The organism is Neptunomonas sp. ABH4_499, assembly GCF_056160565.1.
This window is the reverse complement of record NZ_JBSWXK010000006.1, coordinates 204,740-227,608: the sequence shown is the minus strand read 5'-3', so window position 1 is coordinate 227,608 and position 22,869 is coordinate 204,740. Positions and strand designations below refer to the sequence as shown.

Genomic DNA, 22,869 nt, shown 5'->3' with positions numbered 1-22,869 from the left:
TTGGAAATGCAAACGATGGAAAAAAATCGATTGCAGATTATGCCAAAAGAACTTCATTCATCTATTAAACTGATGCTCAAACATCTTGAAAATCAGATCGATAAAATCACTAACAAGATCGATCTTCTTGTTGCTGAAGTGAAGCACTGGCGCACCAAAACAGAGATCCTCACAAGCGTGCCAGGGGTCGGTAAAGTGTTGGCATATACCTTATTGAGCGAGCTACCAGAGCTCGGCAAACTCAACAGAAAAGAGATCGCCGCTCTTGTTGGTGTCGCACCAATGAATCGTGAAAGTGGAAGCTACAGTGGCAAGCGAAGAATACGTGGTGGCCGCCATAGAATTCGTACGGTTATGTTTATGGCCATGCTGTCTTCAATTCAATGCAACTCCGTATTTAAGCAACAATACGAGCACCTTAAAGCGAGCGGAAAACTTCCAAAAGTTGCGCTTATCGCGTGCATGCGAAAGATGATCGTCATCCTAAATACCATGATTAAGAACGAGGAGCTGTGGCGTGAGAAAACAGCTTAAAACTATTGACTAAGCACCACAGTCACTTGTTATATTAATCCCACCTACAGAAAACAACATTTACCTGATCGGTTAAAGGGCTAATTACAAAAAAGTAACCAACATTCGCTTCTAAATAGTGGACTAGCGAAGTGTCATGGTTTTCACTGATATGTTTTTTGAAATAATTTTTAAATTTAATTTCGTCAGCTGAAAAAATTAAGTCTGAACTAGCTTGTTCTACTGCTTGAATCACAGCTCTCTTTGCAAGAGCTTCATCTAACTCGCCCTCTAAATAATCATCGATATCATCGTATAAAGTTATAGCTAAGGTATCTGACATTTTCTCATTCCTTCGTTAGTTTAAATAAACCTGCCAATAGGCTTGTGAATCAAGCTACTGATTAATATAACAGTTTCTTCATGCGCATGCGCGATATCATTCCTTACCCAAAAGTCAGAAAATGACATAACACATTGTTTTTAATAACTAAACAGAGACTCGCGAGAAAGTGCAAAGTAGAAAAACGCGCATGCGCAATATTCTTCCATAGGTGGCACGATATCTTCCCTGTGCAAAACTCTATCATCTTGATTTTACATGCTAACCTAGGGTTGTCCAGTACAGATATCGAGCGCAGCTTAACGACAAATCGCGCCTGTTTCATCGGATAGCAAAAATATACTGTTTAAACAGCATTACGCCAAATTTTGTCCACATGCTTACTGGCTAAACTCGAGCCAGCAAAAACCATAGATGAGCGCTGTATTGGTTAAGACGTAAGGGGTCAAAAGAGCTTAAAAGAGATGAAGCAGATAAGGAGCTTGAAGATAACTGGTGATAGCTCCACCAGCCACATCCCGGCACATGAGTCGACCGCTGTGGCTGCTCCCTTCCGGGCCTGACCAGGTTCACGGTGTATCATTGCGGGAGGACCGGCAGAGCTACCATAAAGGACTCTGGGTGATCACCCGAAAGTTGGCGCGAAGTATACCAAGACTTAGCAAGATTTCAACGTAAACGATCAAATCCTTGTTAAATAACAGGTTAGGCCTGTACCAGCTGGCTGATTTGTTGGCGTATCCAACGGTGCATGGGGTCTTTATGGAAGCGCTCGTGCCAATACAGATAAAAGCCAAAGCGCGGTGCTGCCAACTCCTCAGGTAAGGGACGCATCACAAGGTTTCGGCCTACGGAGATACGCTCTAGCAAACTGGTGGGCAGCATAAAGACCACATCGGAGCTTTCGCAAAAATCCGCGATCCCCATAAAGCTGGTTAAACGCAGCACGGTTTTGCGACGTTTGCGCAGCTCTTTTAAACGCCCATCAATAATAGAAGGGCCTTGGCCCGTTAACGAGACAAACCCGTGCCGGGCCGATAGATAACGCTCAAACGTGATCTCCCCTTCGGCCAGCGGGTTATGTTTACCCATCAATAAGGCCACCGAGGTATAGTCGAGCACCACGCGGTGAAACTGATCCTCCCCGCTGCTGGGTTCAATGCCGGAGATGGCAAAGTGGATCTCCCCTTTGGCGAGCTTCTCGAAGTAATCCGCTGGGCGCGAATCCAAGCTGAACACCATATTGGGGGCCTTGTGCTCCATAAGACCTAAAAGCTTGGGCAGGTATAACGCCAGCTCCAAATCAGGTCCTGCAAAGGACACCGTTTGTCGGGAGCTGTGCGGGTCAAACTCGGGCTCGGCTATCATCTGTTGGATGTGGCCTAGCACCAGCTTTAACTCAAGCTTTAAACTGGCGGCCCGCTCCGACAGATCAAACCCTTCATTAGAGCGCACCAAAAGCGGGTCAGAGAAGGTCTGGCGTAGTCGCTGCAACGCCCGTGATACCGCCGGTTGACTCATGTGCAGTTTCTCGGCAGCGCGTGTCACTTGGCGCTCTTCGAGTAGCGCATCTAGGATGACCAGTAGGTTGAGGTCAACCGACCTTAAATTCACTTCCTGCATACAAACATTCACCATAATGCATTATCTGAATCCATTATGTTCGTTTAGGATACATACATCAATTCAGTATTCAGGACGTTGTATGGCGTTTGTAAAATCGCTTAAAAATACCCCCTCCAACTACGGTTGGGGCGCTATCTCACTGCACTGGATCGTAGCCCTTGGTGTTATCGGCATGTACCCATTAGGTTTGTACATTGTTGAGCTAACCTACTACGACCCAGAGTACCGCACCATTCCGCACATTCACAAAAGCATTGGTTTAATTCTGGTCGCCATTTTGGTGGCTCGTCTTTTGTGGCGTTGGATCAATACCACCCCTTCTGCGATCCCGGGTCACAGCACTTTAGTGCGTGTCGGTGCACATGCGGCTCATATGGCACTTTATCTGCTTTTGGCCGTCGTACTCTTTAGCGGTTATTTGATTTCGACCGCTGACGGACGCGGAATTGAGGTTTTTAACTGGTTTACCGTACCGGCCATCCCGGAGTTGATCGAGCATCAAGAGGATGTCGCAGGTGAGGTTCACTTTTACAGCGCGACCACATTAGTTGTACTGGCGGCCCTTCACGCATTAGCCGCCATCAAACATCACTTTTTTGATAAAGACCAAACCCTCAACCGTATGTTGGGACGAAAGGAGACACCATGAAATTTAACAAGACACATCTGATTGCAGCGGGCGCTATGGCTCTGGCTTCTGGCCCACTGTTTGCCGCTGACTACAAGATCGACGAAACCCACGCGGCGGTAGAGTTTAAAATCAGCCACTTGGGTATCAGCTGGTTGCACGGCCGTTTCAACGATTTCTCGGGTGACTTCTCGTACGATGCAGCGGCCCCTGCTGACTCTAAAATCAATGTAGAGATCAACACAGAAAGCTTGGACTCTAACCACGCTGAGCGTGACAAACACTTGCGCAGCGCTGACTTCCTGAACGTGGGTGAATTCCCGAAAGCAACGTTCGTAAGCACCTCTTTCGAGCCAGGTGAAGGCGACAAAGCAACACTGACCGGCGACCTGACACTGCACGGTGTGACTAAGCCAGTAACTCTGGATGTGACTAAAACCGGCGAAGGCGAAGACCCATGGGGCGGCTACCGCGTAGGTTTTGAAGGTACAACCGAATTCAAACTGAAAGACTTCGGTATCGACTACAACCTAGGCCCAGCGTCCGAAACGGTTTATATGGAACTGTACCTAGAAGGTATCCGTAAGTAATCACGGCGGATACTAGATATGAAAAAGCCCCAATATTGGGGCTTTTTTCGTTTTGAAGGCTCTCTTCAGTTGGTGAGTGAATCTTGTAATTCGAGCGCTTGTTCTGGTGATCCTAAAAAGACTCGAGTGCTACCAGCCGAGGAGAAGACCCATTGGGCCATATAACCACCCGCCCCATCAGAAAACCGTACAGTGAGTTTTTTAAGATCGCCCCAATAAGGCGTAATGCTCGCGCGGCTTACTAATTCATCTTCATTGAGAAACGGATCGTACATCCCGGAAACATCCAAAGAGACTTCTTGTCCATCGACCAAAACCGTTAAGTCTTTCAATTGAGTAGACGGGGTTTTGCCATCTGTACCATGCACCATATGACCATCAATGAAACATAGGTAATCGCCGCAGTAGCTCAGTTGGGCATTTTTTTCAGCGAACGGGATTACCTCCGGCTGTAATTGAAAGCCATCGACTAAGGTTTCCGCTTGTGATGAAAAGGGCAATGTCAGAAAGGCTATGCAAAATAAATACTTAAGCATAAGATGCAAAATCCTTATCAAAGATTTGTGCGGGTAATACAGCGGAAATATTCAGGACCGGATTTCCTTCTTTATCAGGGCTTAATTCATCATATCTAGCTTTGATGTCCTCCATCAGAGCCACTGATTTTGTTTGTATGCCCATATCATATTTTTCCAAAGCATCATCCGATCTGTCATTAAAATGAACAGGTAAAATACAACCTTGAATAAACATACTACGATGCGCACGATGGATCTGAATGTTAGACCTGTGCCCAGTATTCTGGAGCTCTAAACGCCAGCCTTTTGGGCCATCTGATCTTGGAACAAGCTCATATTGTCCAAACTTAACCCGACTGAGGTTATTTTGTGACTTTCCAGCATTTAGACCATGTTGAAACACCTTCCAAGGCAGTTCATATGAATAACAGAGCCACTCCCATTTATCGGAGCTATTTCTGATATACATTTTTCCCCAGCCGCGCTGCCCTTTGTATTCATCTCTAACAACGCAAATGAAATCCCAACTCATTTTTATCACTCCTTGATATATTTGACTTGTCGATAGTACAACAGCTTAGAACTGCTATCAAAAGCCATAAAAAAATCCATTGCCATCAAAATGACAATGGATTTTTCGTAACGCTAAACGTCACTGGTTAGCTAAAACAGCTGCCTTTAGACGTTAGGTTTTATTTATTCAATCAGCTTACAGCGCTGCCAGAATCGTTTCGGCTTTGCTTGCTTCAAACTGCTTAGGTTGTTCTACGTTCAGCAGTTCAACTTTGCCATCATTTACGATCATGGCGTAACGCTGGGAACGGATGCCGCCAAAATCGCCGGTTTCCATCTCGAGACCCATCGCTTTGGTCAGTGCGGCACCGCCATCGGCAACCAGAGTGATGTGTTCGGCGTTTTGTTGCTCGCCCCATGCTTTCATCACGAACGCATCGTTCACGGACAGGCACGCGATAAAATCAACGCCCTTCGCTTTGATGTCGTCGGCTAAAACGACAAAGCCCGGTAAGTGGTGGGCAGAGCACGTTGGGGTAAAGGCACCCGGTACCGCAAACAGAACCGCTTTTTTACCCGCAAACAAGGTTTTTGCAGAAACCGTGTCCTGCCCTTCGGACGTAACAACCGTTACATTTACATCAGGAATTTCGCTACCAACTGTAATCATGGAATTCTCCTCATTTTTGTCCAGTGTATACGCCCAACTGAGTCTTAAACACAGATAAAGTTTACGGATTTACGTGTAAAGCGGTGCAATAGATTGTTACTCGAATCGCTCCCCATGCCATTCTATCCAACCGCCCTCGTGACGGCCTTTCGGGTCGTGGTGCGTCCAATGGATAACGCCGCCTTTATCGTTCCACTCGTATTCGCCTTTAATGCGAATCTCATCGCCGGACGATAAACCGTTTAAACGCTTTGCCAAGTCGATGTTATGCGCCACCAGCACACTCTGCCCCTGGGAGGTTTCAATAATAAAGCGTTGATGGCGTGAGCCTTCGTTATCATCACTGAGCGTGCGAATCACTCGGGCGGTTAGGGTAACAATCAAGTCACTTTGACGATTCTCGAACGCCCTTTGTAGGCGCATCGCATCGTCCATGTAATCTTGCGGGTTACTGAGGTTGGTATTGACTGCTGCAGAACCCGTTTTCTGGTTGTCCTGATATTGCGTCCAAAACCCCGCCGCTAAGATCAATACCACCAGAACCAAACGGATGGGTTTGTTTAAACGCACTTTCATTCTGTTCTCCCGCTTTCAGATAACGATTTAGCTATTGCCCTATGTGGCCGATAGTGTAACCAATGTGTCAAAGAAGATCTGCTATGCAAAACCCTGTTACCCCCGTTGTTTATCAGATGCTAGAGCACGCCCCAACGAGCTTTTCGCTGTTGGAGCTGATCAAAGCGTGCGATGAGCGCTGCTTATTCGATGATCTTAAAATCGACTCCAACGAGATGCTGCTCTTTTACAAAAACTTCTTTGCGATGAACGCACTGTTCACCGTGCAGGATCAACTGTACGAGGATAAGATCGCCCTATTATCCATCGAGTCGATCCGTTGCACCTTAACGCCGATCACCGAATCCGACACAACCGCCCTCGCCCACCCGACTCAGGATGCGAAGCTTAAGGCCTATTATCAAGATTGGTCTTCACTCACGGAGATAACGCTTGATGGGGTACATCAACTGCTGAATCAATTTTGGGAAAAATATCTCGCCGTTGATGAAGTAGAACTGAACTGTCAACGCTTAGAGATGACACCCGACCAGTTGTGCCGTGCTCATGTAAAGCGCCAATTCCGAACCCTTGCCCAGACCCATCACCCCGACCGAGGCGGCGACAGTGGCGAGTTCATCAAACTGCGCAAAGCCTACGAATCCCTCATGCGTGTTTGCGACAACTAGCCGCTTGGATGCGCGCCCCTTTGGGCAGACGGGTTACAATCGCGCTCATTCTGGTTAAGATGCCCATCAAAGGATGTCCATCAAAGACAGTAAGCTGACCCGCACCCATGACCACGATTGAAGACCGTATTCGCGAGCATTACACCCAACTGACGCCTCAGGAGCGCAAGCTTGCGGATTTTATCCTCAATAACCCAACGGATCTGGCCATTTTTAACAGTGCGGAGCTTGCAAGGATCTGTAACACCTCCAAGGCGACGGTCAGCCGTTTGTTTAAACGCTTGGGGTTTGCCTCGTTTAAAGAGGGTAAAGACACCCTTCGCCAACAGCGCCAGCTCGGTGTCCCCATTATTGAAGATGGCAGTAAACCGCAAGAGCGCGATTACACCCCGCACTTTGAGCAAGAGATTCAGAACCTTAGACTGTTGCAGCAATCCCTTAACCGCGACACCTTAAACGCCCTGGTCGAGAAGATCGACTCGGCCCGTTCAGTAAAAGTCATCGGCTTTCGAAACAGCTACCCCATCGCCTTACACATTCGCCAACAGTTGATCCAGATGCGCCCAGGGGTCGAGATCGCCCCTATGCCCGGCCAAACCTTAGGCGAAGAGCTGCAAGGCCTTGATGAGCGTGATGTGGTGATCTTCATCGCGTTTCGCCGCCGGCCTAAAATGTACGAGCGGATACTGAAACTTTTGTTTCAAAACAACGCGTCCGTTCTTTTAATTGCCGACCCCTCTTTGCGCCGTTTTTCGAAAAAAGCCTCATGGTGGGTCGAGTGCCCCATCGACAGCGTGTCGGGGTTCAATACGTACTCGGCCGCAATGAGTTTTGCCACACTCTTATGTAACAGCGTGCTGCATCACCGCGCCTCGGCAGGCCAAGCCCGTATTATGGAGATCAGCGATCTGTACACCGAGCTCGATGAGATCGACTATCTATAATCCCCTCTACAAGAAACTGCACGCACACTCCCCAAATGGGTGCACACTCACACCTAAGACCGCACCATTGTGAAGCAAAAATAGAACTTAAGCCCTTAGCCACGCCCTTGATATCGCCCTGAATTCATCTAGCCCACTGATTTATATCAGCTTTTACTAATTGGCACTTTGGTTGCAAACAATAAAACAAATGAAACAAAAGTTTCAAAGCATCCATAACCGACAAAAAGGGCTCTGACATGAAAGGTTTGATTAAACGCAGTTTACAGTTTGCAGGCATCATGGGTTTAGCGGTCGCGGCGACACAAGCGAACGCAAACCGTTTGGAACAGATTCAGGAAAAAGGCGAACTGGTCGTAGCCGTGCCTCAAGATTTTCCACCATTTGGCTCGGTCGGTACGGACCTTCAACCGGTCGGTTATGACGTAGATGTCGCCGCCTTCTTAGCCGAGGGGATGGATGTCAAACTCAAACTTGTTCCTGTGACCAGCGCTAACCGCATCCCTTACTTGCAAACTAACAAGGTCGATTTGGTGATCTCCAGCATGGGTAAAAACCCGGAGCGCGAAAAGGTGATCGACTTCTCTAACGCTTACGCACCGTTCTTCTTAGGCGTGTTTGGTGAGTCCAGCGCAAGCGTCGCTGCAGCAGCGGATCTGTCCGGTAAAACCTTAGGGGTAACGCGTGGCTCCATCGAAGATTTGGAGATCTCCAAAGTGGCGCCATCCGATGCTGAGATTCAACGCTTTGAAGATAACAACACCACGCTGTCGGCTTACTTGTCTGGTCAAACCGAGCTGATCGCCACCGGTAACTTGGTGGCGGCCAAAATCGCAGAACGTGCCAATGCCCGCGAAGTGGAATCTAAATTTGTGATCAAGAACTCCCCTTGCTACATCGGCATGCGCAAAAACGAGCCAGAACTGATGGCTAAGGTAAATGACCTGATCAAAGAGGGCATGAACTCTGGCAAGCTGGATACCCTGTCGCAAACTTGGTTCAAAGCACCACTGCCTGCTGATCTTAAGCAATAAGAGATTGATCGAATGGATTATACGTTTCAGTTTGAAGCACTGCTGCCATACTGGACGACCATTGCAGAGGGGTTGGCCAACACTGTTGGCCTAACCCTACTCACCACCGCATTGGGGTGTGCATTGGGGGTCGCAGGCGCGGCTGGGCGATCCAACAAAAATCTGTGGACATCACGTTTGGTCGGCCTGTATGTAGAGCTGATCCGCAACACCCCGTTTATCGTCCAACTGTTTTTCATCTTCTTCGGTTTACCCAGCATCGGCATTAAGCTATCAGCGTGGGAAGCCGGGTTAATCGCGATGGTGATCAACTTAGGCGCCTACAGCACCGAGATCATCCGCGCAGGCCTTGAGGCCACCCCAAAAGGGCAATATGAAGCGGCGCGTACTCTTGGGTTAACCAAGTCGCAAACCTTTTTCAAAGTGGTACTGCCACCGGCACTGCAGCGCATTTATCCGGCGTTAACCAGCCAGTGCATCATTGTCATGCTGGGCTCGGCGGTGTTGTCGCAGATCTCGGTTCACGACTTAACGTACGCCGCTAACTTTATTCAGTCCCGTAACTTCCTAAGCTTTGAAATCTACTTTGTGATCACCGCGATCTACCTTGTGCTGGCGATACTGATGCGCCAAGGCTTTAAAGCGATTCATTACTTCGTGTTTCCAAACCTTAGGGGGCAACGATGATCGACTTTTCCAATTGGGATATTTTCCGAAACCTTCTAATGGCCGCCCGTTGGACCGTTGTCCTGTCCTTGATTGCTTTCGCAGGCGGTGCCCTTGTCGGACTGGCACTGACCTTTATGCAGATCAGCAAACGCCGTGTGGTTCGCCAGTTGGCTAACATCTATGTCGAGCTGTTCCAAGGGACGCCTTTGTTGATGCAGCTGTTTTTGGTCTTCTTTGGGATCGCCCTTTTCGGGATCGAGATCTCCCCTTGGACCGCCGCGGCCTTGGCACTCACTTTGTTTAGCAGCGCGTTTTTATCCGAGATCTGGCGCGGGTGCATCGAATCGCTGCCCAAAGGTCAGTGGGAAGCGTCCCGCTGCTTAGGCTTAAGCCACTTTGAAATCATGCGCTATGTGATCTTGCCACAAGCCCTTCGCATCGCGATTCCACCGACCGTCGGCTTCTCGGTTCAAATCGTGAAAGGGACAGCACTGGCCTCCATCATTGGGTTTGTCGAACTGACCAAGGCCGGCACCATGCTCAACAATGCCACCTTCGAGCCGTTCAAAGTCTTTGGCATGGTGGCCCTCATCTACTTTGCCTTGTGCTACCCACTTTCTCTGTTCAGTCGTCGTCTGGAGCACCGTTTACATGTCACTCGTTAATATTCAAGACGTCCATAAATACTATGGCGACAACCATGTCCTTAAAGGCATTGACCTCAACATTAAAGCGGGCGAGGTCGTATCGATCATCGGCCGAAGCGGCTCGGGCAAGAGCACCTTGCTAAGATGCATTAACGGACTGGAGACCTACAGCCAGGGAGGCATCATCGTTGATAAAATGGAAGTGACCGACGATGACTTTCAAATTCGTAAGCTCTCTAAAAGTGTGGGGATGGTTTTCCAAAGCTTTAACCTCTTCCCGCATTTAACCGTGGGGCAAAACATCATGCTTGCACCGAAACTTGTGCGCAATGTATCCCCACTGGATGCCGAGACACTGGCGAAAGATATGCTGGAGAAAGTCGGTTTATCCGATAAGTTTGATAGCTATCCGGCCAATCTTTCTGGCGGTCAGCAGCAACGGGTCGCCATTGCGCGCTCGCTGGCGATGAAGCCCAAAGTGCTGCTGTGTGATGAGATTACCTCTGCCCTTGACCCAGAGCTGGTTGGCGAGGTGTTAAAAGTGCTGGAGCAACTGGCCGCCGAGGGGATGACCTTAATTCTGGTAACGCACGAGATGAATTTCGCGCGCGATGTGGGCGATAGAGTGGTGTTTATGCATCAAGGCAAAGTGTGGGAAAGCGGGGATGCCAAAACCGTGTTCGACGCCCCACAAACCCCAGAACTGCAAAAATTCATCAGTGCGGTTCTGTAAAACAGGTGCATCAGCTTTCTGGCTGGTACACCCGCTCAAACCGAGCAAAACGGGGTAGGCCGTTATCGGTCACCCCGTTGTAGCGATAGGTGATAAAGCTGCCGACTTCTGGCGGTCGATTGCGCATTTGATCCGTTAAGCCAGACCCCACACGAAACGATCGACCATCGCGCGTTTGAACAATTAAAGCACCGACTTTCCCTTCGTACTTACCTTTGCCATCGGTATAGCCAATCACCTTGGCCTCGGCATCTTGATAACCTTTTAGTTTTAAAAGGCCATCACTGCGACCGGCTTGGTACAACGCAAGTGGGTGATTCAACATGATGCCCTCACCACCGGCCTCTTGAACGGCTTTGAGCTTTTCCAGCAAGGTCGCAGGGTCGGCCAAGCGCTCGGCCTCAATCATAGCCACATGCGAGAGGCCCGCTTTGTTCACCCAACGGCTAAGGGTGGATCGGCGCTCTTGATAGGTGCCACCGTAGTTAGGTCGATCAAACAGCATAAACTTAACCGCAGGCCATTCTGGGTCTTCGTGACCGGTGCGTACAATGCCAGAGACACGATCAAACGCGCCCCGCTCAATCCAAAGCTCCCCTTCTATTGGGAAATCCGGTAAGCCCTCTGTAAACCATTCAGGCGCATCAATCACCAAACCCGAACGGGTTAACAGCTGCTTACCATCCCAAATACCGCGAACACCATCGAGCTTTTCACTGAACCAGTAACCCGTTAACCAAGAGGTGATCTGATCGGTTTCCAGCACTTTCGCTAATTGAACATCAGGTGCCTTAGGGGCTTCTTCGGCAAATACAGCGGGCGCTGCGGCCATCAATCCGACCACAGGCGTAACGGTGAAAAGGCCCACAGAGAGTGAGCCCCATTTAAGCGGTGTCTTCATTTTCATCTATCCCTGATCAGCAACACACAGCAATCCGGCTGTGACAACGTTGAAGATTACATCAAGCGGTTTCTTTCACCCGATACAATAAAGCGAACAGTACGGGTACGACAAAGAGCGTTAAAACGGTCGCAAAGCCTAAGCCAAACATAATGGTTACGGCCATCGGCTCAAAGAAAACGTCCTCTAAGAGGGGTATCATACCAAGAATCGTCGTAATTGCAGCCATTGTCACTGGACGCACCCGACTGACGGCGGCTTCTTCGATGGCGTTTAGCCAGTCGTAGCCCTCCTCCTCTTGAAGGCGTTTGATCTCCTCCACCAAGACGATACCGTTTTTAATCTGCATGCCCACCAAGCTTAAGATGGCCAGAAGCGCCGTAAAACTGAACGGTGCGCCCATCACAATCAAACCAAAAGTGACGCCAATCAAGGCCAAGGGCACCGTTAGCCAGACGGCTAAGGTTTGCTTCATGGAATTAAACATAAACACCGTGATCACAAACATCGCCAAAATCCCAAGCGGGAACGGCTTAAACACCGCCTGATTGGCTTTTTGTTGGCTCTCGTACTCACCGCCCCACTCAAGCTCGTAGCCGTGCGGCAGCTCGATCGCTTCGACTTTGTCCCGTACTTTGGCGAACAGATCCGTCGCCGTGATGCCCGTTGTCGGATTAGGGTCGGCCAATACGGCTAAGGTACGTTTACGATCCCGACGTTTGATTAAAGGGTCTTCCCAATCGATCTCAACAAAATGCACCAACTGCCCCACACTCACATAAGAGCCCGTGGCTTGGCTGTACACTTGGAGGTTATTGAGCGCCTCGACACCGTTTTGCTCGCTGCTGGGCGATTTTAAAACGATGGGTAACAACTCAGACCCGTTGCGCAACACGCCAATCCGAAGGCCGTTAACGTGCATTTTGAAAGCGTCGCTGATGTCGGCCTCCGAAATACCCAAACGACGCCCCACGGCCTCATCATAAACCGGCTTTAACACCTTGGTTCGGTTGTGCCAATCCTGATCCACGTTGGCCGCTTCCGGCTCGGCTAAAAACACCGCACTCACCTTCTGCGCTAAATAACGCAGTACATCGGGGTCTGGCCCTTTTAAACGCGCTTCAATTTTGGCCTTGGTACTTGGCCCTACGGTGATGCGGGTAAATTTCGTGAACGCATCGGGGTATTCATCGCTTATGGTGACTGTAAGCTTGGCCAACATCGGTTCGATGTCATCGAAATGATCCGCTTCCACAATCAACTGGGCATAGTTTGAGAAGTGCCGCTCAGGCGCGTAGGTCAGCATAAAACGCTCGGCACCTTGGCCAACACTGCTGGTCACCTTGCTGACGCCCTCCATCGACAGAACGCTTTGCTCCAAACGCTTTACGTCGACCTCGGTAGCCCGGATGTCCGTACCCTCCGGCAGCCAGTAGTCCACCAAGAAGATCGGCAACGAGGTGGTTGGAAAAAAGCCCTGTTTCACGTGTTTAAACCCAAACACAGCCGACGCCAGCACCCCCATCATCAAGAGCATGGTCAACCAGCGAAACCGAAGCGTAATGCGCAAAAGCCCACGAAACGTCTGGTAGATCACCCCTTTGTAAGGGTCGCTTTCAGCCTTATCACTGACCACCTTACCCTCTTTAAAGAGCAAGCAGCAGAAAAACGGCGTTAAGGTAATTGCGACTAACCAACTTAGCAGCAGGGAGATCAGCAACACCCAAAACAGGCTGTTGGTAAACTCGCCACTGGCATCCGGCGATAGCCCAATCGGCGCAAACGCAGTGATCGCAATAAAGGTCGCCCCCAGCAACGGCCATTGCGTGTGCTTCACAATCTTAACCGCCGCCTCAAACTTACTCAGCCCTTTTTGAATACCAATGAGCACCCCTTCGGTGATCACAATGGCGTTATCCACCAGCATACCCAGAGCGATGATCAACGCCCCAAGCGAGATACGGTGCAACTCGATGCCCATCACCCGCATCACGATAAAGGTGCCAAAGATGGTCAACAGCAAAACGCCACTCATCAAAATACCAGGGCGCAGCCCCATCGAGATCAACAGCACCACCACAACGATGGCCACCGCTTGGGCTAAGCTGATCAGAAAATCATTAACCGAATGCTCAACACGCTCGGGCTGGTTGTAGATGTAATCCAGCTCAACCCCAATGGGACGTGCGTATTCAAGCTCACTAAGCCTCTGTTGAATGCGTGCACCCACATCCACCACATTCACGTGGCTGGCAAACGACACGTTCAGTGTTAACGCCGATTGGCCATTAAAGCGGTACAGGTGCGAAGGTGGGTCCACAAAGGTTTTCTTTAAGGTGGCGATGTCGGATAAGTAGACCAACTCACCATTGGCTTGCCCAAGCAGCAAACGCCCAAGCCCGCCAAGCAATGATAGATCGTTTCGGGTGGGTTCAATGCGGATGTATTCCCGATCCACCTTGATGTGGCCGGCATCGTTCACTAAGTTGTGACTACTTAAAATCTGCTGCAAAGTCGCCACCGAAAAACCCGAGGCGGCTAAGCGCGCGCGATCGATCTCGATCTGGATCTGCTCGGTACGGGCACCGCCCACAGTGACTTTGCCAACGCCCTCCACCAACACCAGCTCCCGACGGAGAAAGTCGGCGTAATCCGATAAGGTTTGCTCATCAAACCCTTCTCCGGTTACGGCCATAAACACGCCGTACACATCGCCAAAATCATCATAGACGCTGGGCTCGCCAGCCCCTGGCGGTAACTGACCGCTGACATCGCGGACTTTGCGGCGCATCTCATCCCAAATCTGGGCGAGATCATCTTTGCGATAGACGCTTTTCATATCCACTTCAATTTGCGAGAGGCCCGCACTGGATGTGGATTGAATGTGATCCACATAAGGCAGTTGCTGGATCGCGTTTTCCAGCAATAGCGTGACCTCCTCCTCAACCTCTTGAGAGGAGGCACCGGGGTATTGGGTGTTAATTAACGCTTTTTTAATGGTAAAGGCAGGGTCTTCTAATCGCCCTAACTGCAAAAAAGAGATCACCCCACCTACCAGCAAAAGAGCCACCACCAACCAAGTCACCGAACGATGACGCAGTGTGTAATCCACCATATTCATCGTTAGCCCCTTACAGTCCGCGCTCTTTGATCAGTGGTCGGACTTTTTGTCCGGCTTGAACATGATGCACACCAGCGGCGATCACTTGCTCGTCCGGCTCAATACCGGTAATCAGTAACTGATGCTCGTAAATGCGCAGCACCTTGACCTGCGTTTTAAGCGTGCGCATTTGCTCATCTAAGCGCCATACGTAGGTGCTTCCGGCTTCTTCAAAGACGGAGGCCATCGGCACAGCGACGCCTTGATCCTCGACACCGGAGAGCATAATCGGGGAAAGGTCCACTATGACACTGACCGACATGCCCGGTAACACGGAAAATTGCGCATTTTGCGGCATACCAAAAACCACTTGGTAGGTCCGCGTGAGCGGGTCGGGGACGGTTTCATGTTTTTTGTAGCAGGCGTTAAAGCGCTGATCCGGACGGGCATCAAAACGAACCTCGCCACAAATTGAGCGGGCCGTTTCTGGGTTTAACTTGGTCAACAGGGCTTCTGGTACGCTAAAAACAATGTCCACATCCGATGCATCCTGAAGCTCCAAGATGGGGTTCATCGCCTGTACCGACTGGTAATTTTCAACATCCACTCTGGCCACCACGCCATCAAAGGGGGCGGTTAGCGTGGTGTAACGAAGATTATCTTGTGCCATCGACAGGGCCGAGCGCGCCGCTTTGAGTGACGCACGCACCTCGTCTAACCGAGTTTTGCTGGCGTACTGCTTCTCGATTAAGGCTTTGATCTGGTCGTATTGTACTTTGGCTAAATCGTATTTGGCTTGCCGGTCAGAGAGCGCATTTTTGTAATCCGCCTGATCCAACTGCGCCAATATTTGCCCTTTTTTAACGGCATCACCGGCTTTAACGGGTAGCTCAACCAACTCCCCCGACACACGAAAGGCTAACGCCGAATGCTGAGCGGCCTCCACCGTACCCGGAAACTCTCGGCGTGCAGCCGCAAGCACACTAACGGCTGTCGCCAATTTGGCAGGCCTTACGAAGCTATCACTGTTGGCCGGTTGTGCGTCGTCTTCTGCACCACAGCCCAGCAGTAAAAACGGCAATAATCCCAAGAACAGAAATCTGTGTTTCATTGTTGATATCTTCTTCATACATTCGTGTTTGTATGTATAATAATCGCATCATTCACCAATGGACAGCACCCTTTTTCATGGCTCGTAAAACTAAAGAAGAAGCGCTGAAAACGTATCATGCCATTCTCGATGCATCGGCAGAACTCTTCAGTAATCAAGGAATCAGCCACACGACGCTGAACGACATCGCAAAGCACACGGGCATGACTCGTGGCGCCGTTTATTGGCACTTTGAAAACAAAGAAGATGTTATTAAAGCACTTTGGCAACGCGATGCCGCAGACCGTCTTGATAAAACGCTGGGTGAATTGACCAACCTCAATAAACACCCCCCCGTTGAGCATTTCAAGACCATTGTTAAAAACATGGTACGCAATGTGGCCCAGGACACACCGTACAGCATTGCGGTACGCATCGTCATTAATTCTGGCGAGGCCACAACCATCCCGTCGGATCTTCAAGCCTTCTTAGATGAGAAAGGCCGCCGTATTTTTGATGCGTTTTGCCAAGCCACCCAGACCCTTCAGGAGCTTGGCGTGGCCACCAAAGAGATGCCTTCCAACATTTTGGCAGCCAGCCTTTGGAGTTACATTCACGGCTTGGTTGATCTGAATCTTCGCTCCGGCGATGATCGCATTAATCTCAGTGAATCAGGCGATCAACTGCTCGAGTTTTACTTCCAAAACTGGTTCAAGTAACCAGAGTCCGTTAGACTCCCTCCGGATTTATAGACCAAGCCACAGGGGGCTTTCATGTTAACGGTTCTTCCAGATACCGCAGGCGATTTCATCTGCGTTCAAGCATCCGAAACTTTAACCGCCGACGATTACAAAACGGTGCTCGCACCGATGATCGAAGAGAAGGTGAAACAGTTTGGTCCCATTCGCATGGTGATCTACCTAGATGGTACCTTCGGCGGGTGGGAAATCGGGGCCATTTGGGAAGATGCGAAACTGGGCTTCGAACACGCCAACGACTTTGTACGCATTGCGCTGGTCGGCGATTCTGATTGGTTGGATTGGGCGGCCAAACTTGCCAATCATCTTAGCCAAGGTGAAGCGCAGCACTTTGAACCCAATCAATTCCTGCAAGCGCTTCACTGGGTAAACGACGGCGAGGTTTAACCCAGCGCGTCGGTATTGGATGGTCGTGTACCCAAACGGTAGCGGCCATTTTGCTGAAACTGCACCACCTCCTTGCGCTTTTTCCCAATTAAGATGGGGCCGTCGTCCAAAAACAGAAAGTTTTTCCAATGGGCTTTAAATACGGACCAACGGGTTTCGACGACGTGTTCCGATTGGTAGCAAAAATACACGACGGTTTGATCATCCCAAGGGATGTAAGCTTCAATCCCTTCAGGCAATGATGGATCACTGCTGTCCCACGCCGCTTGCCAAGGTAAATCGCCCTCTTCCCATTGTTTACCGTGGGACGCCCAGTCTTTACCGGTAAAGGATTCAGGGTGATCCGCATGCTGGCTGATAAAGGTATTCCACAAGGTTTGGGAGCGTAGCGCCGTCATCGGTTGGATCAAGTCCAGTGCGTCTTGTGGAACAGGCATTTCCTGATGCTGATAGAACCATGCATATCGGTACTTGTCCAAACTCAGGTAATTCATGGAACCTCACGTTGTTGAGTTAAAGTCGCGCCAAAGGAGACGCTAAACGCTATTTTAGGCATAATACCATTATGAATAAACGACCTACCAAAGCAGAAACACGCGAAGAGCTCGAATCCAAGGTTCAGGAATTTCTGGACAAGGGTGGAGCCATCGTCGAAGTTCAACAAGGTGCCTCCGGTTTGCACAACGCAAACTACCAAGCGGGCAGCTTTGTCTTTGGTTTTCCTAAGCAGGAACGCACCCCAGTCCCTGAAGTGATGGCGGCCATCGACTCTCGACGCCACACCAAATCAGCCAAGGTCACTTACAGCTTTTCGAAAAAGCCACGCAAGAAGATCATTTACGATGATTTTGGTGAGCCCGTGCGTGAGGTCTGGGTTACCGAATAACCCCTAACCAACTCATCGATCATCACTCTTTTCTGTTGTACTCCCCTTCCTTGAGCCACATCACATTTTCGAAAAAAACGCTTTTCTTTTCGTCTTAAATGGGTCTATAGTGAAACGGAACCCTGAGGTTAGAATCATTCTCATTTGCGATGCATTCAGTGAATAAGGGGTAAAAACAAAAGCATCGCGTGCTTCCTTACCGAAGGGTAACTTTCGTCATCGATCGTAAGGAAATAATAAGATGATCATTAACATTACACATCGCCAAGACAAAATTTCCCCAGCCGTACGAGACAAAATCGAGCACTGGCTCACTGTTCAGGAATCTCGTTACCACATCCTGACCAGCGCACAAATTACCCTATCCAAAACCGACCAAGAAGATGAGGTCGAAGCCGTTATTCATGCCGCCGGCAAAGAGCTGGTTGCAAAAGCCAAAGCCAACAATCTTTATGCCGCTTTGGACGCTGCCGGACAAAAAATGGAACGTCAGCTACAACGTATTCATGGCAAAATGAGCGCCAAAAAAGGGGCGGCTAAAAAGCACAATGTGTTTGTAAGCTCTGCCCCACTGGCTGACGAGATGGCCTTCGATGCCACCCATGATGACACCGAGTGGGACGATCTCGATCAAGCGGTTTAACGTCATCCCATAAAGATAAAAGGCCCTGTTGGGCCTTTTTTCGTAGAATAGCCTAAGAGCCCAACCCAAGATGCAACGACGCTTTATCCCTGCCCACCTAACCGGTTTACTTTGCTTACTGCTAACCCCAATCGCTATTACTCATGCAACCCCTGTGACATGGGAGAGTCCCAGATATCAGGCACACCCGTTAGTCGGCACCATTTACGATACCCGCACAGAGCAAACACTGACCGAGACCCAGCTTTTAGAGCGACTTAAAAAGCACCCCATTGTGTTAATGGGCGAGAAGCATGATAACCCCGACCATCATCAGCTCGAGCAGCGGATAGCGGCAGCGTACCTTACGGCCCCAACTGACCATATGGTGATGGAGATGATCGCCTACCCAACCTATCTGGGCACGAAGATATCCAATGACTCGACAACGCTTTTTGATGAGGATCAGGCGTTAAAAAGCCTACTTAATTGGGATGCACAAGGATGGCCTTGGGGTGATTATCAAGCGGTTGTTCAAGCCATTAGCGGCCAGTCGATTATCCGCGGCGGTAATGTAGATAAAACAGAGCTTAAGGCGATGTATCAAGGCGGTGTTCCAAACACACCTCGCTTTGCCAGCCTGTCAGACATACCCGACTCGGTTAAGGCTCGCATCACCGACCAGATTTTTATCAGCCATTGTGAAATGATGCCAAAAGAACACCTTGGCCCGTTTGTCGAGATGCAACTGGCCAAAGACGCCAGTATGGCAAGCACATTGAAGGAAGGCGCAACCTTGGGCGCTGAAAGGCAGCTGTTAATTGCAGGCAGTTTTCACACCGATAAAGAGGTTGGTGTGCCTCTGCATTTGAAAACAAAAGGCCTGGAATCCGTGACCCTAACCTTGATAGAGGTCGAGGACGATAAGCCCAAGATATCGGATTATTTAAAGATAAGCAGCAGCGATTTTCTCTGGTTTACCCCAGCCACCAAAGAGGTCGACTACTGCGCTAAGATGCGATCGCATCAATCCAGCAAGTCGAACTGATCAGCATCCATATAGGCTGGAAACTTCTCTTTAAACGACTCCAATTCGCTTTTGACCAGAGTGACGGTTTCGATGGCGGCTTCGTTCTCTGGCGTATCGACCAAGGCGCTGCCTTTGTAATCAATCACCATCGAGTCACCGCTGTACGATAACGACATACCATCACTACCGACGCGATTTACCCCAACGACATAGCACTGGTTTTCAAGCGCGCGCGCTTCTAGCAGGGTACGCCACACTCGACGGCGTGGCGCTGGCCAGTTTGCAACAAAAAGGGCAAGGTCGTAGTCGTTTCGATTACGAATAAACGCGGGGAAGCGCAGGTCATAACAGACCTGAGGTAGGATACGCCATCCACGGTAGTGGATCACCACACGCTCGCGACCCGCCGTGTAGTGGTCAGGCTCCGACCCCATACGAAACAGATGGCGCTTATCATAATGCGCAGTCAGCCCATCGGGTGTGACGAAATAAAAGCGATTGTAGTAGTGCTCTTGATCCTTCACGGCAACCGAGCCACCTATTGCAGCATCCAGAAACGCCGCCATCTCTTGCATCCACTCAAGCGTTGGCCCATCCGAAGGCTCCGCTTGCGTTTCAGGGTGCATCATAAAGGCTGTTGTGAACATCTCGGGTAGGATGATCAGATCCGTTTTGCCCTTTAGCTGTTTGAGCGTATCCGTAAAATAGTCGATGTTAGTTTTGGCATCTTCCCAAGCAAGCTCGCACTGCACCGTGGTCACACGCAGCGCATCTCTCGCCTCCCCTTTTAGATCGACACAGCGATGGGATAAAGACGTAGGCATGGGACTCTCCTTAGTAAAGATGCAACAGGGGTTAGCTTATAGAGCGATTAAACGCTCGGCCGCGGCTTTCAATGTCTCGTCGCCTTTAGCAAAGCAAAAACGCACCAACCTCATGTCGGGCGGGGTTTTACAAAACACGGATACCGGAATGGCGGCAACGCCGGCCTCTTTGACTAACCACTGGCAAAAGCTGACATCGTCACAATCACGAATGGCGCGGTAATCCAGCAGCTGGAAGTAAGTCCCAGCCGACGGTGTGCCGGTGAATCGACTGGTTTTCACCAGCTCATTAAAGAGATCGCGCTTATGTTGATAAAACGCAGGCAAGGCTTTAGCGTGTTCCGCATCCTGACTCATGTAGTCGGCCAACGCATACTGCATCGGCGTACTGGTCGAGAAGGTCAAATACTGATGTACTTTGCGAAACTCGTTGGTTAACGGTGCAGGCGCCACACAGTAGCCGACTTTCCAGCCGGTGGTATGAAAGGTTTTACCAAACGAGGACACAATAAAGCTTCGCTCGTACAAGGCTTGGCGCGTCAACAAACTGCGATGCGGCTCACCATCAAACACGATGTGCTCGTACACCTCGTCACTGAGCAACAGGATAGAGGTGTCCGCCACCAAGGCCTCAAGCTGATCAAGGTCGGCCTCGCTTAGCACCGAGCCCGTCGGGTTGTGCGGCGTATTGATGATGATCATTCGGGTGCGGCCGGTGATCTTGTCACGCACCTCATCCCAAGGAATCTGAAACGCTGGCGGTTGAAGCTGAATGCGAACAGGTTTAGCGCCGTTAAGCTCGATGGCAGGCTCATAACTGTCATACGCCGGATCAAAAATGATCACTTCATCGCCCGCGCATACGGTTGCCGATACCGCCGCAAAAAGCGCTTCGGTTGCACCCGAGGTGACGGTGATCTCTTGATCAAGGTCGACCTTTTGGGAGTACATATCCCGAATTTTCAGCGCGATTTGCGCGCGCAGCTCCGGCACACCCGCCATTGGGGCATACTGGTTTTTCCCTGCCGCGATGTACCTACCTACCGACGCTAACAAATCGCTTGGCCCTTCAAAATCTGGGAAGCCTTGCGATAAGTTGATCGCGTTATGCTCATTCGCCAATTGCGACATGACCGAGAAAATGGTCATGCCCACGTTAGGCAGCTTGGTCGATGGGTAGTGCATGTTCTTACCTTTTTACTCGTCGATGCTGGCGGCAACGTCTGGCTTCCAACCCAGCTTTTGCTCGATGGAAGCGATGATCATACCGGCGACGTTTTTGCCCGTTGCCGTCTCAATCCCTTCAAGGCCCGGTGAGGAGTTTACCTCAAGCAACAAAGGGCCTTTTTTCGAGCGGATGATATCAACACCCGCAATCTGTAGCCCCAGCGCTTTGGCCGCTTTCACCGCCAACTTACGCTCTTCAGGTGTGATCTTAACGATCGAAGCCGTGCCGCCTTTGTGCAGGTTGGCGCGGAATTCGCTCGGTGCCGCGGTACGCTCAATCGATGCCACCACTTTGCCATCAATGACAAAGCAACGCAGATCTTTACCGTCGGCCTCTTTAATAAACTCTTGTACCAACAAGTTAGCGCTGACCGCTTTAAAGGCGTTGATCACACTCTCGGCGGCTTTCTTGGTTTCCGCCAACACCACGCCACTGCCCTGTGTCCCTTCCAAGAGTTTTACGATCAAGGGTGCACCACCGACCATCTCGATCAGATCGTTCGTGTCCATAGGCGAGTTCGCAAACCCCGTCGTTGGGATGCTGATGCCGCTTTTTAGCATCAATTGCAATGCAAACAGCTTATCACGTGATTGGGCAATCGCCTCGGATGAGTTCACCGTGTAGATGCCCATGCTGTCGAACTGACGCGCCATTGCACAGCCGTAAAAGGTTAAGCTTGGCTTGATGCGGGTAATCACCGCATTCAGGTCGCTTAAGGTAGCGCCACCACGGTAATGCACATCTGGGTTTTGATCATCCACCTTCATGTAACATTGCTGAAGGTTAAGGAACACCATCTCGTGGCCACGCTCCGCACCCGCTTCAAGCAAACGCTGGTTGCTGTAGAGGTTCGGGTTCGATGCCAATACGCCGATTTTTAAGCCGCTTTTGGGACGCTCAACCGGGCCATACAGGTTTTGCGCTTGCTCTTCGGTGTAATCGCCCATCGCGTATCGTAGGGATGGATCGACCAACAAACGCCCTTCCATCGCTTCGCGGCCCAGCAACATACGAAACTCCATAGAGTCACGATTAGAGAGGGACAGCTCGATATCCCATTGCTGATCACCAAGCTGAATCGGCGCCAATACGACGTAGCGCTGCTCGGACTCACCGCTGGAGCTTTTGATGCGACGCTTATCGTGAACCGGCAGCTCACAACGGATAATGGTCGTTCGGTTGTTCTGTAATGGGTGAACTTCAAAGCTGACCCAAAGACGCCCTTCACGGCGAAATTCAGAAACATTGAACGCATGAATCGAAGAGATCTTCGCACCCGAATCGACACGCGCTTTAACCGCGTGTACACCCAATGCAGGAAAGCTGAGCCACTCCTCAGCACCGATGATGGTTTTATCCAAGGCAATAACC

At 50.2% G+C, this 22,869-nt stretch carries 27 protein-coding genes, 1 other RNA gene and 1 pseudogene; 14 read left to right on the top strand and 15 right to left on the bottom strand.

Annotation, left to right across the window (positions count from 1 at the left end):
• On the top strand, positions 1 to 534 hold a 534-nt coding region (locus tag ACXAF9_RS08620), incomplete at its 5' end, for a transposase (protein ID WP_475072923.1).
• A 34-nt stretch (positions 535 to 568) separates the two neighbouring features.
• Here the strand turns inward: ACXAF9_RS08620 and ACXAF9_RS08615 are convergent.
• The 3 genes from ACXAF9_RS08615 to ACXAF9_RS08605 all read right to left on the bottom strand — a co-directional run bounded on the left by ACXAF9_RS08615 (position 569) and on the right by ACXAF9_RS08605 (position 2,479).
• On the bottom strand, positions 569 to 856 hold the full coding sequence (locus ACXAF9_RS08615; protein ID WP_475072921.1) for a hypothetical protein: 288 nt from the start codon (positions 854 to 856) through the stop codon (positions 569 to 571).
• Between the two features lie 502 nt (positions 857 to 1,358).
• Positions 1,359 to 1,455: signal recognition particle sRNA small type (ffs, locus tag ACXAF9_RS08610), an RNA gene on the bottom strand.
• A gap of 106 nt (positions 1,456 to 1,561) precedes the next feature.
• Complete coding sequence (locus ACXAF9_RS08605) at positions 1,562 to 2,479, bottom strand: LysR family transcriptional regulator (RefSeq protein ID WP_475072919.1); 918 nt, start codon at positions 2,477 to 2,479, stop codon at positions 1,562 to 1,564.
• Between the two features lie 82 nt (positions 2,480 to 2,561).
• Between ACXAF9_RS08605 and ACXAF9_RS08600 the strand changes: the two genes are divergently transcribed.
• Positions 2,562 to 3,131, top strand: coding sequence for a cytochrome b (locus ACXAF9_RS08600; protein ID WP_475072917.1), 570 nt, complete (start codon positions 2,562 to 2,564; stop codon positions 3,129 to 3,131).
• A complete protein-coding gene (locus ACXAF9_RS08595) occupies positions 3,128 to 3,700 on the top strand; it encodes a YceI family protein (protein WP_475072915.1) in 573 nt (190 codons plus the stop codon). Before ACXAF9_RS08600 ends, ACXAF9_RS08595 begins: the two co-directional genes overlap by 4 nt.
• Before the next feature lie 65 nt (positions 3,701 to 3,765).
• Here ACXAF9_RS08595 and ACXAF9_RS08590 read toward each other — a convergent pair whose 3' ends face one another.
• The 4 genes from ACXAF9_RS08590 to ACXAF9_RS08575 form a co-directional block, all read right to left on the bottom strand.
• On the bottom strand, positions 3,766 to 4,236 hold the full coding sequence (locus ACXAF9_RS08590; RefSeq protein WP_475072913.1) for a hypothetical protein: 471 nt from the start codon (positions 4,234 to 4,236) through the stop codon (positions 3,766 to 3,768).
• Positions 4,229 to 4,750 carry a DUF5675 family protein gene (locus ACXAF9_RS08585; RefSeq protein WP_475072911.1) on the bottom strand — a complete coding sequence of 174 codons (522 nt, stop codon included), beginning with the start codon at positions 4,748 to 4,750 and terminating at the stop codon, positions 4,229 to 4,231. The genes ACXAF9_RS08590 and ACXAF9_RS08585 overlap by 8 nt, the downstream gene beginning before the upstream one ends.
• 177 nt (positions 4,751 to 4,927) lie before the next feature.
• On the bottom strand, positions 4,928 to 5,401 hold the full coding sequence (locus ACXAF9_RS08580) for a redoxin family protein (RefSeq protein WP_475072910.1): 474 nt from the start codon (positions 5,399 to 5,401) through the stop codon (positions 4,928 to 4,930).
• A 96-nt stretch (positions 5,402 to 5,497) separates the two neighbouring features.
• Positions 5,498 to 5,977 (bottom strand): DUF3465 domain-containing protein, encoded by a 480-nt coding sequence (locus tag ACXAF9_RS08575; protein ID WP_475072908.1) that lies wholly within the window; start codon positions 5,975 to 5,977, stop codon positions 5,498 to 5,500.
• A gap of 83 nt (positions 5,978 to 6,060) precedes the next feature.
• On the opposite strand from ACXAF9_RS08575, the gene ACXAF9_RS08570 reads away from it, so the two are divergent.
• From ACXAF9_RS08570 to ACXAF9_RS08545, 6 genes are all read left to right on the top strand, one after another.
• On the top strand, positions 6,061 to 6,645 hold the full coding sequence (locus ACXAF9_RS08570; protein ID WP_475072906.1) for a DNA-J related domain-containing protein: 585 nt from the start codon (positions 6,061 to 6,063) through the stop codon (positions 6,643 to 6,645).
• A gap of 107 nt (positions 6,646 to 6,752) precedes the next feature.
• Entirely contained in the window at positions 6,753 to 7,589 is an 837-nt protein-coding gene (locus tag ACXAF9_RS08565) for a MurR/RpiR family transcriptional regulator (protein WP_475072904.1), read from the top strand.
• Positions 7,590 to 7,828: 239 nt separating this feature from the next.
• Positions 7,829 to 8,623 carry a transporter substrate-binding domain-containing protein gene (locus tag ACXAF9_RS08560; RefSeq protein WP_475072902.1) on the top strand — a complete coding sequence of 265 codons (795 nt, stop codon included), beginning with the start codon at positions 7,829 to 7,831 and terminating at the stop codon, positions 8,621 to 8,623.
• 12 nt (positions 8,624 to 8,635) lie between these two features.
• The gene (locus ACXAF9_RS08555) at positions 8,636 to 9,310 is read left to right on the top strand and encodes an amino acid ABC transporter permease (protein WP_475072900.1); all 675 of its coding nucleotides are present in this window, start codon (positions 8,636 to 8,638) and stop codon (positions 9,308 to 9,310) included.
• Positions 9,307 to 9,957, top strand: coding sequence for an amino acid ABC transporter permease (locus ACXAF9_RS08550; protein ID WP_475072898.1), 651 nt, complete (start codon positions 9,307 to 9,309; stop codon positions 9,955 to 9,957). The genes ACXAF9_RS08555 and ACXAF9_RS08550 overlap by 4 nt, the downstream gene beginning before the upstream one ends.
• A complete protein-coding gene (locus ACXAF9_RS08545; protein ID WP_475072896.1) occupies positions 9,944 to 10,672 on the top strand; it encodes an amino acid ABC transporter ATP-binding protein in 729 nt (242 codons plus the stop codon). Before ACXAF9_RS08550 ends, ACXAF9_RS08545 begins: the two co-directional genes overlap by 14 nt.
• A gap of 10 nt (positions 10,673 to 10,682) precedes the next feature.
• Here ACXAF9_RS08545 and ACXAF9_RS08540 read toward each other — a convergent pair whose 3' ends face one another.
• From ACXAF9_RS08540 to ACXAF9_RS08530, 3 genes are all read right to left on the bottom strand, one after another.
• A complete protein-coding gene (locus ACXAF9_RS08540; RefSeq protein ID WP_475072893.1) occupies positions 10,683 to 11,573 on the bottom strand; it encodes a DNA ligase in 891 nt (296 codons plus the stop codon).
• Positions 11,574 to 11,634: 61 nt separating this feature from the next.
• Positions 11,635 to 14,694 carry an efflux RND transporter permease subunit gene (locus ACXAF9_RS08535; protein WP_475072891.1) on the bottom strand — a complete coding sequence of 1,020 codons (3,060 nt, stop codon included), beginning with the start codon at positions 14,692 to 14,694 and terminating at the stop codon, positions 11,635 to 11,637.
• A 10-nt stretch (positions 14,695 to 14,704) separates the two neighbouring features.
• Positions 14,705 to 15,784, bottom strand: coding sequence for an efflux RND transporter periplasmic adaptor subunit (locus ACXAF9_RS08530; RefSeq protein ID WP_475072889.1), 1,080 nt, complete (start codon positions 15,782 to 15,784; stop codon positions 14,705 to 14,707).
• 77 nt (positions 15,785 to 15,861) lie between these two features.
• On the opposite strand from ACXAF9_RS08530, the gene ACXAF9_RS08525 reads away from it, so the two are divergent.
• The gene (locus ACXAF9_RS08525) at positions 15,862 to 16,482 is read left to right on the top strand and encodes a TetR/AcrR family transcriptional regulator (RefSeq protein WP_475072887.1); all 621 of its coding nucleotides are present in this window, start codon (positions 15,862 to 15,864) and stop codon (positions 16,480 to 16,482) included.
• A gap of 54 nt (positions 16,483 to 16,536) precedes the next feature.
• Positions 16,537 to 16,908, top strand: coding sequence for a SpoIIAA family protein (locus ACXAF9_RS08520; RefSeq protein WP_475072885.1), 372 nt, complete (start codon positions 16,537 to 16,539; stop codon positions 16,906 to 16,908).
• Here the strand turns inward: ACXAF9_RS08520 and ACXAF9_RS08515 are convergent.
• Entirely contained in the window at positions 16,905 to 17,402 is a 498-nt protein-coding gene (locus ACXAF9_RS08515; protein ID WP_475072883.1) for a DUF2947 domain-containing protein, read from the bottom strand. The genes ACXAF9_RS08520 and ACXAF9_RS08515 overlap by 4 nt on opposite strands.
• A gap of 71 nt (positions 17,403 to 17,473) precedes the next feature.
• Here ACXAF9_RS08515 and ACXAF9_RS08510 point away from each other — a divergent pair, with 71 nt between their 5' ends.
• From ACXAF9_RS08510 to ACXAF9_RS08500, 3 genes are all read left to right on the top strand, one after another.
• On the top strand, positions 17,474 to 17,794 hold the full coding sequence (locus ACXAF9_RS08510; protein ID WP_475072882.1) for a hypothetical protein: 321 nt from the start codon (positions 17,474 to 17,476) through the stop codon (positions 17,792 to 17,794).
• Between the two features lie 241 nt (positions 17,795 to 18,035).
• Entirely contained in the window at positions 18,036 to 18,437 is a 402-nt protein-coding gene (gene hpf, locus ACXAF9_RS08505; RefSeq protein WP_475072879.1) for a ribosome hibernation-promoting factor, HPF/YfiA family, read from the top strand.
• 70 nt (positions 18,438 to 18,507) lie between these two features.
• Positions 18,508 to 19,464: a ChaN family lipoprotein gene (locus ACXAF9_RS08500; protein ID WP_475072875.1), complete on the top strand. Its 957-nt coding sequence runs from the start codon at positions 18,508 to 18,510 to the stop codon at positions 19,462 to 19,464.
• On the opposite strand, the gene ACXAF9_RS08495 is transcribed toward ACXAF9_RS08500, so the two are convergent.
• The 4 genes and pseudogenes from ACXAF9_RS08495 to ACXAF9_RS08480 form a co-directional block, all read right to left on the bottom strand.
• The gene (locus ACXAF9_RS08495) at positions 19,443 to 20,270 is read right to left on the bottom strand and encodes an amidohydrolase (RefSeq protein WP_475072873.1); all 828 of its coding nucleotides are present in this window, start codon (positions 20,268 to 20,270) and stop codon (positions 19,443 to 19,445) included. The two genes, ACXAF9_RS08500 and ACXAF9_RS08495, sit on opposite strands and share 22 nt — an antisense overlap.
• A 36-nt stretch (positions 20,271 to 20,306) precedes the next feature.
• Complete coding sequence (locus ACXAF9_RS08490) at positions 20,307 to 21,455, bottom strand: pyridoxal phosphate-dependent aminotransferase (protein ID WP_475072870.1); 1,149 nt, start codon at positions 21,453 to 21,455, stop codon at positions 20,307 to 20,309.
• Positions 21,456 to 21,467: 12 nt separating this feature from the next.
• On the bottom strand, positions 21,468 to 22,412 hold the full coding sequence (gene rimK, locus ACXAF9_RS08485; RefSeq protein ID WP_475072936.1) for a 30S ribosomal protein S6--L-glutamate ligase: 945 nt from the start codon (positions 22,410 to 22,412) through the stop codon (positions 21,468 to 21,470).
• 45 nt (positions 22,413 to 22,457) lie between these two features.
• A pseudogene (locus ACXAF9_RS08480) lies at positions 22,458 to 22,859 on the bottom strand (ATP-dependent zinc protease family protein); the annotation flags it as partial.
• Between the last annotated feature and the right edge of the window lie 10 nt (positions 22,860 to 22,869).

Coding starts and splice junctions, on each gene's coding strand:
- ACXAF9_RS08615 (WP_475072921.1), bottom strand. CDS start 856: ATGTCAGATACCTTAGCTATAACTTTATACGATGATATCGATGATTAT.
- ACXAF9_RS08605 (WP_475072919.1), bottom strand. CDS start 2,479: ATGCAGGAAGTGAATTTAAGGTCGGTTGACCTCAACCTACTGGTCATC.
- ACXAF9_RS08600 (WP_475072917.1), top strand. CDS start 2,562: ATGGCGTTTGTAAAATCGCTTAAAAATACCCCCTCCAACTACGGTTGG.
- ACXAF9_RS08595 (WP_475072915.1), top strand. CDS start 3,128: ATGAAATTTAACAAGACACATCTGATTGCAGCGGGCGCTATGGCTCTG.
- ACXAF9_RS08590 (WP_475072913.1), bottom strand. CDS start 4,236: ATGCTTAAGTATTTATTTTGCATAGCCTTTCTGACATTGCCCTTTTCA.
- ACXAF9_RS08585 (WP_475072911.1), bottom strand. CDS start 4,750: ATGAGTTGGGATTTCATTTGCGTTGTTAGAGATGAATACAAAGGGCAG.
- ACXAF9_RS08580 (WP_475072910.1), bottom strand. CDS start 5,401: ATGATTACAGTTGGTAGCGAAATTCCTGATGTAAATGTAACGGTTGTT.
- ACXAF9_RS08575 (WP_475072908.1), bottom strand. CDS start 5,977: ATGAAAGTGCGTTTAAACAAACCCATCCGTTTGGTTCTGGTGGTATTG.
- ACXAF9_RS08570 (WP_475072906.1), top strand. CDS start 6,061: ATGCAAAACCCTGTTACCCCCGTTGTTTATCAGATGCTAGAGCACGCC.
- ACXAF9_RS08565 (WP_475072904.1), top strand. CDS start 6,753: ATGACCACGATTGAAGACCGTATTCGCGAGCATTACACCCAACTGACG.
- ACXAF9_RS08560 (WP_475072902.1), top strand. CDS start 7,829: ATGAAAGGTTTGATTAAACGCAGTTTACAGTTTGCAGGCATCATGGGT.
- ACXAF9_RS08555 (WP_475072900.1), top strand. CDS start 8,636: ATGGATTATACGTTTCAGTTTGAAGCACTGCTGCCATACTGGACGACC.
- ACXAF9_RS08550 (WP_475072898.1), top strand. CDS start 9,307: ATGATCGACTTTTCCAATTGGGATATTTTCCGAAACCTTCTAATGGCC.
- ACXAF9_RS08545 (WP_475072896.1), top strand. CDS start 9,944: ATGTCACTCGTTAATATTCAAGACGTCCATAAATACTATGGCGACAAC.
- ACXAF9_RS08540 (WP_475072893.1), bottom strand. CDS start 11,573: ATGAAGACACCGCTTAAATGGGGCTCACTCTCTGTGGGCCTTTTCACC.
- ACXAF9_RS08535 (WP_475072891.1), bottom strand. CDS start 14,694: ATGAATATGGTGGATTACACACTGCGTCATCGTTCGGTGACTTGGTTG.
- ACXAF9_RS08530 (WP_475072889.1), bottom strand. CDS start 15,784: ATGAAACACAGATTTCTGTTCTTGGGATTATTGCCGTTTTTACTGCTG.
- ACXAF9_RS08525 (WP_475072887.1), top strand. CDS start 15,862: ATGGCTCGTAAAACTAAAGAAGAAGCGCTGAAAACGTATCATGCCATT.
- ACXAF9_RS08520 (WP_475072885.1), top strand. CDS start 16,537: ATGTTAACGGTTCTTCCAGATACCGCAGGCGATTTCATCTGCGTTCAA.
- ACXAF9_RS08515 (WP_475072883.1), bottom strand. CDS start 17,402: ATGAATTACCTGAGTTTGGACAAGTACCGATATGCATGGTTCTATCAG.
- ACXAF9_RS08510 (WP_475072882.1), top strand. CDS start 17,474: ATGAATAAACGACCTACCAAAGCAGAAACACGCGAAGAGCTCGAATCC.
- hpf (WP_475072879.1), top strand. CDS start 18,036: ATGATCATTAACATTACACATCGCCAAGACAAAATTTCCCCAGCCGTA.
- ACXAF9_RS08500 (WP_475072875.1), top strand. CDS start 18,508: ATGCAACGACGCTTTATCCCTGCCCACCTAACCGGTTTACTTTGCTTA.
- ACXAF9_RS08495 (WP_475072873.1), bottom strand. CDS start 20,270: ATGCCTACGTCTTTATCCCATCGCTGTGTCGATCTAAAAGGGGAGGCG.
- ACXAF9_RS08490 (WP_475072870.1), bottom strand. CDS start 21,455: ATGCACTACCCATCGACCAAGCTGCCTAACGTGGGCATGACCATTTTC.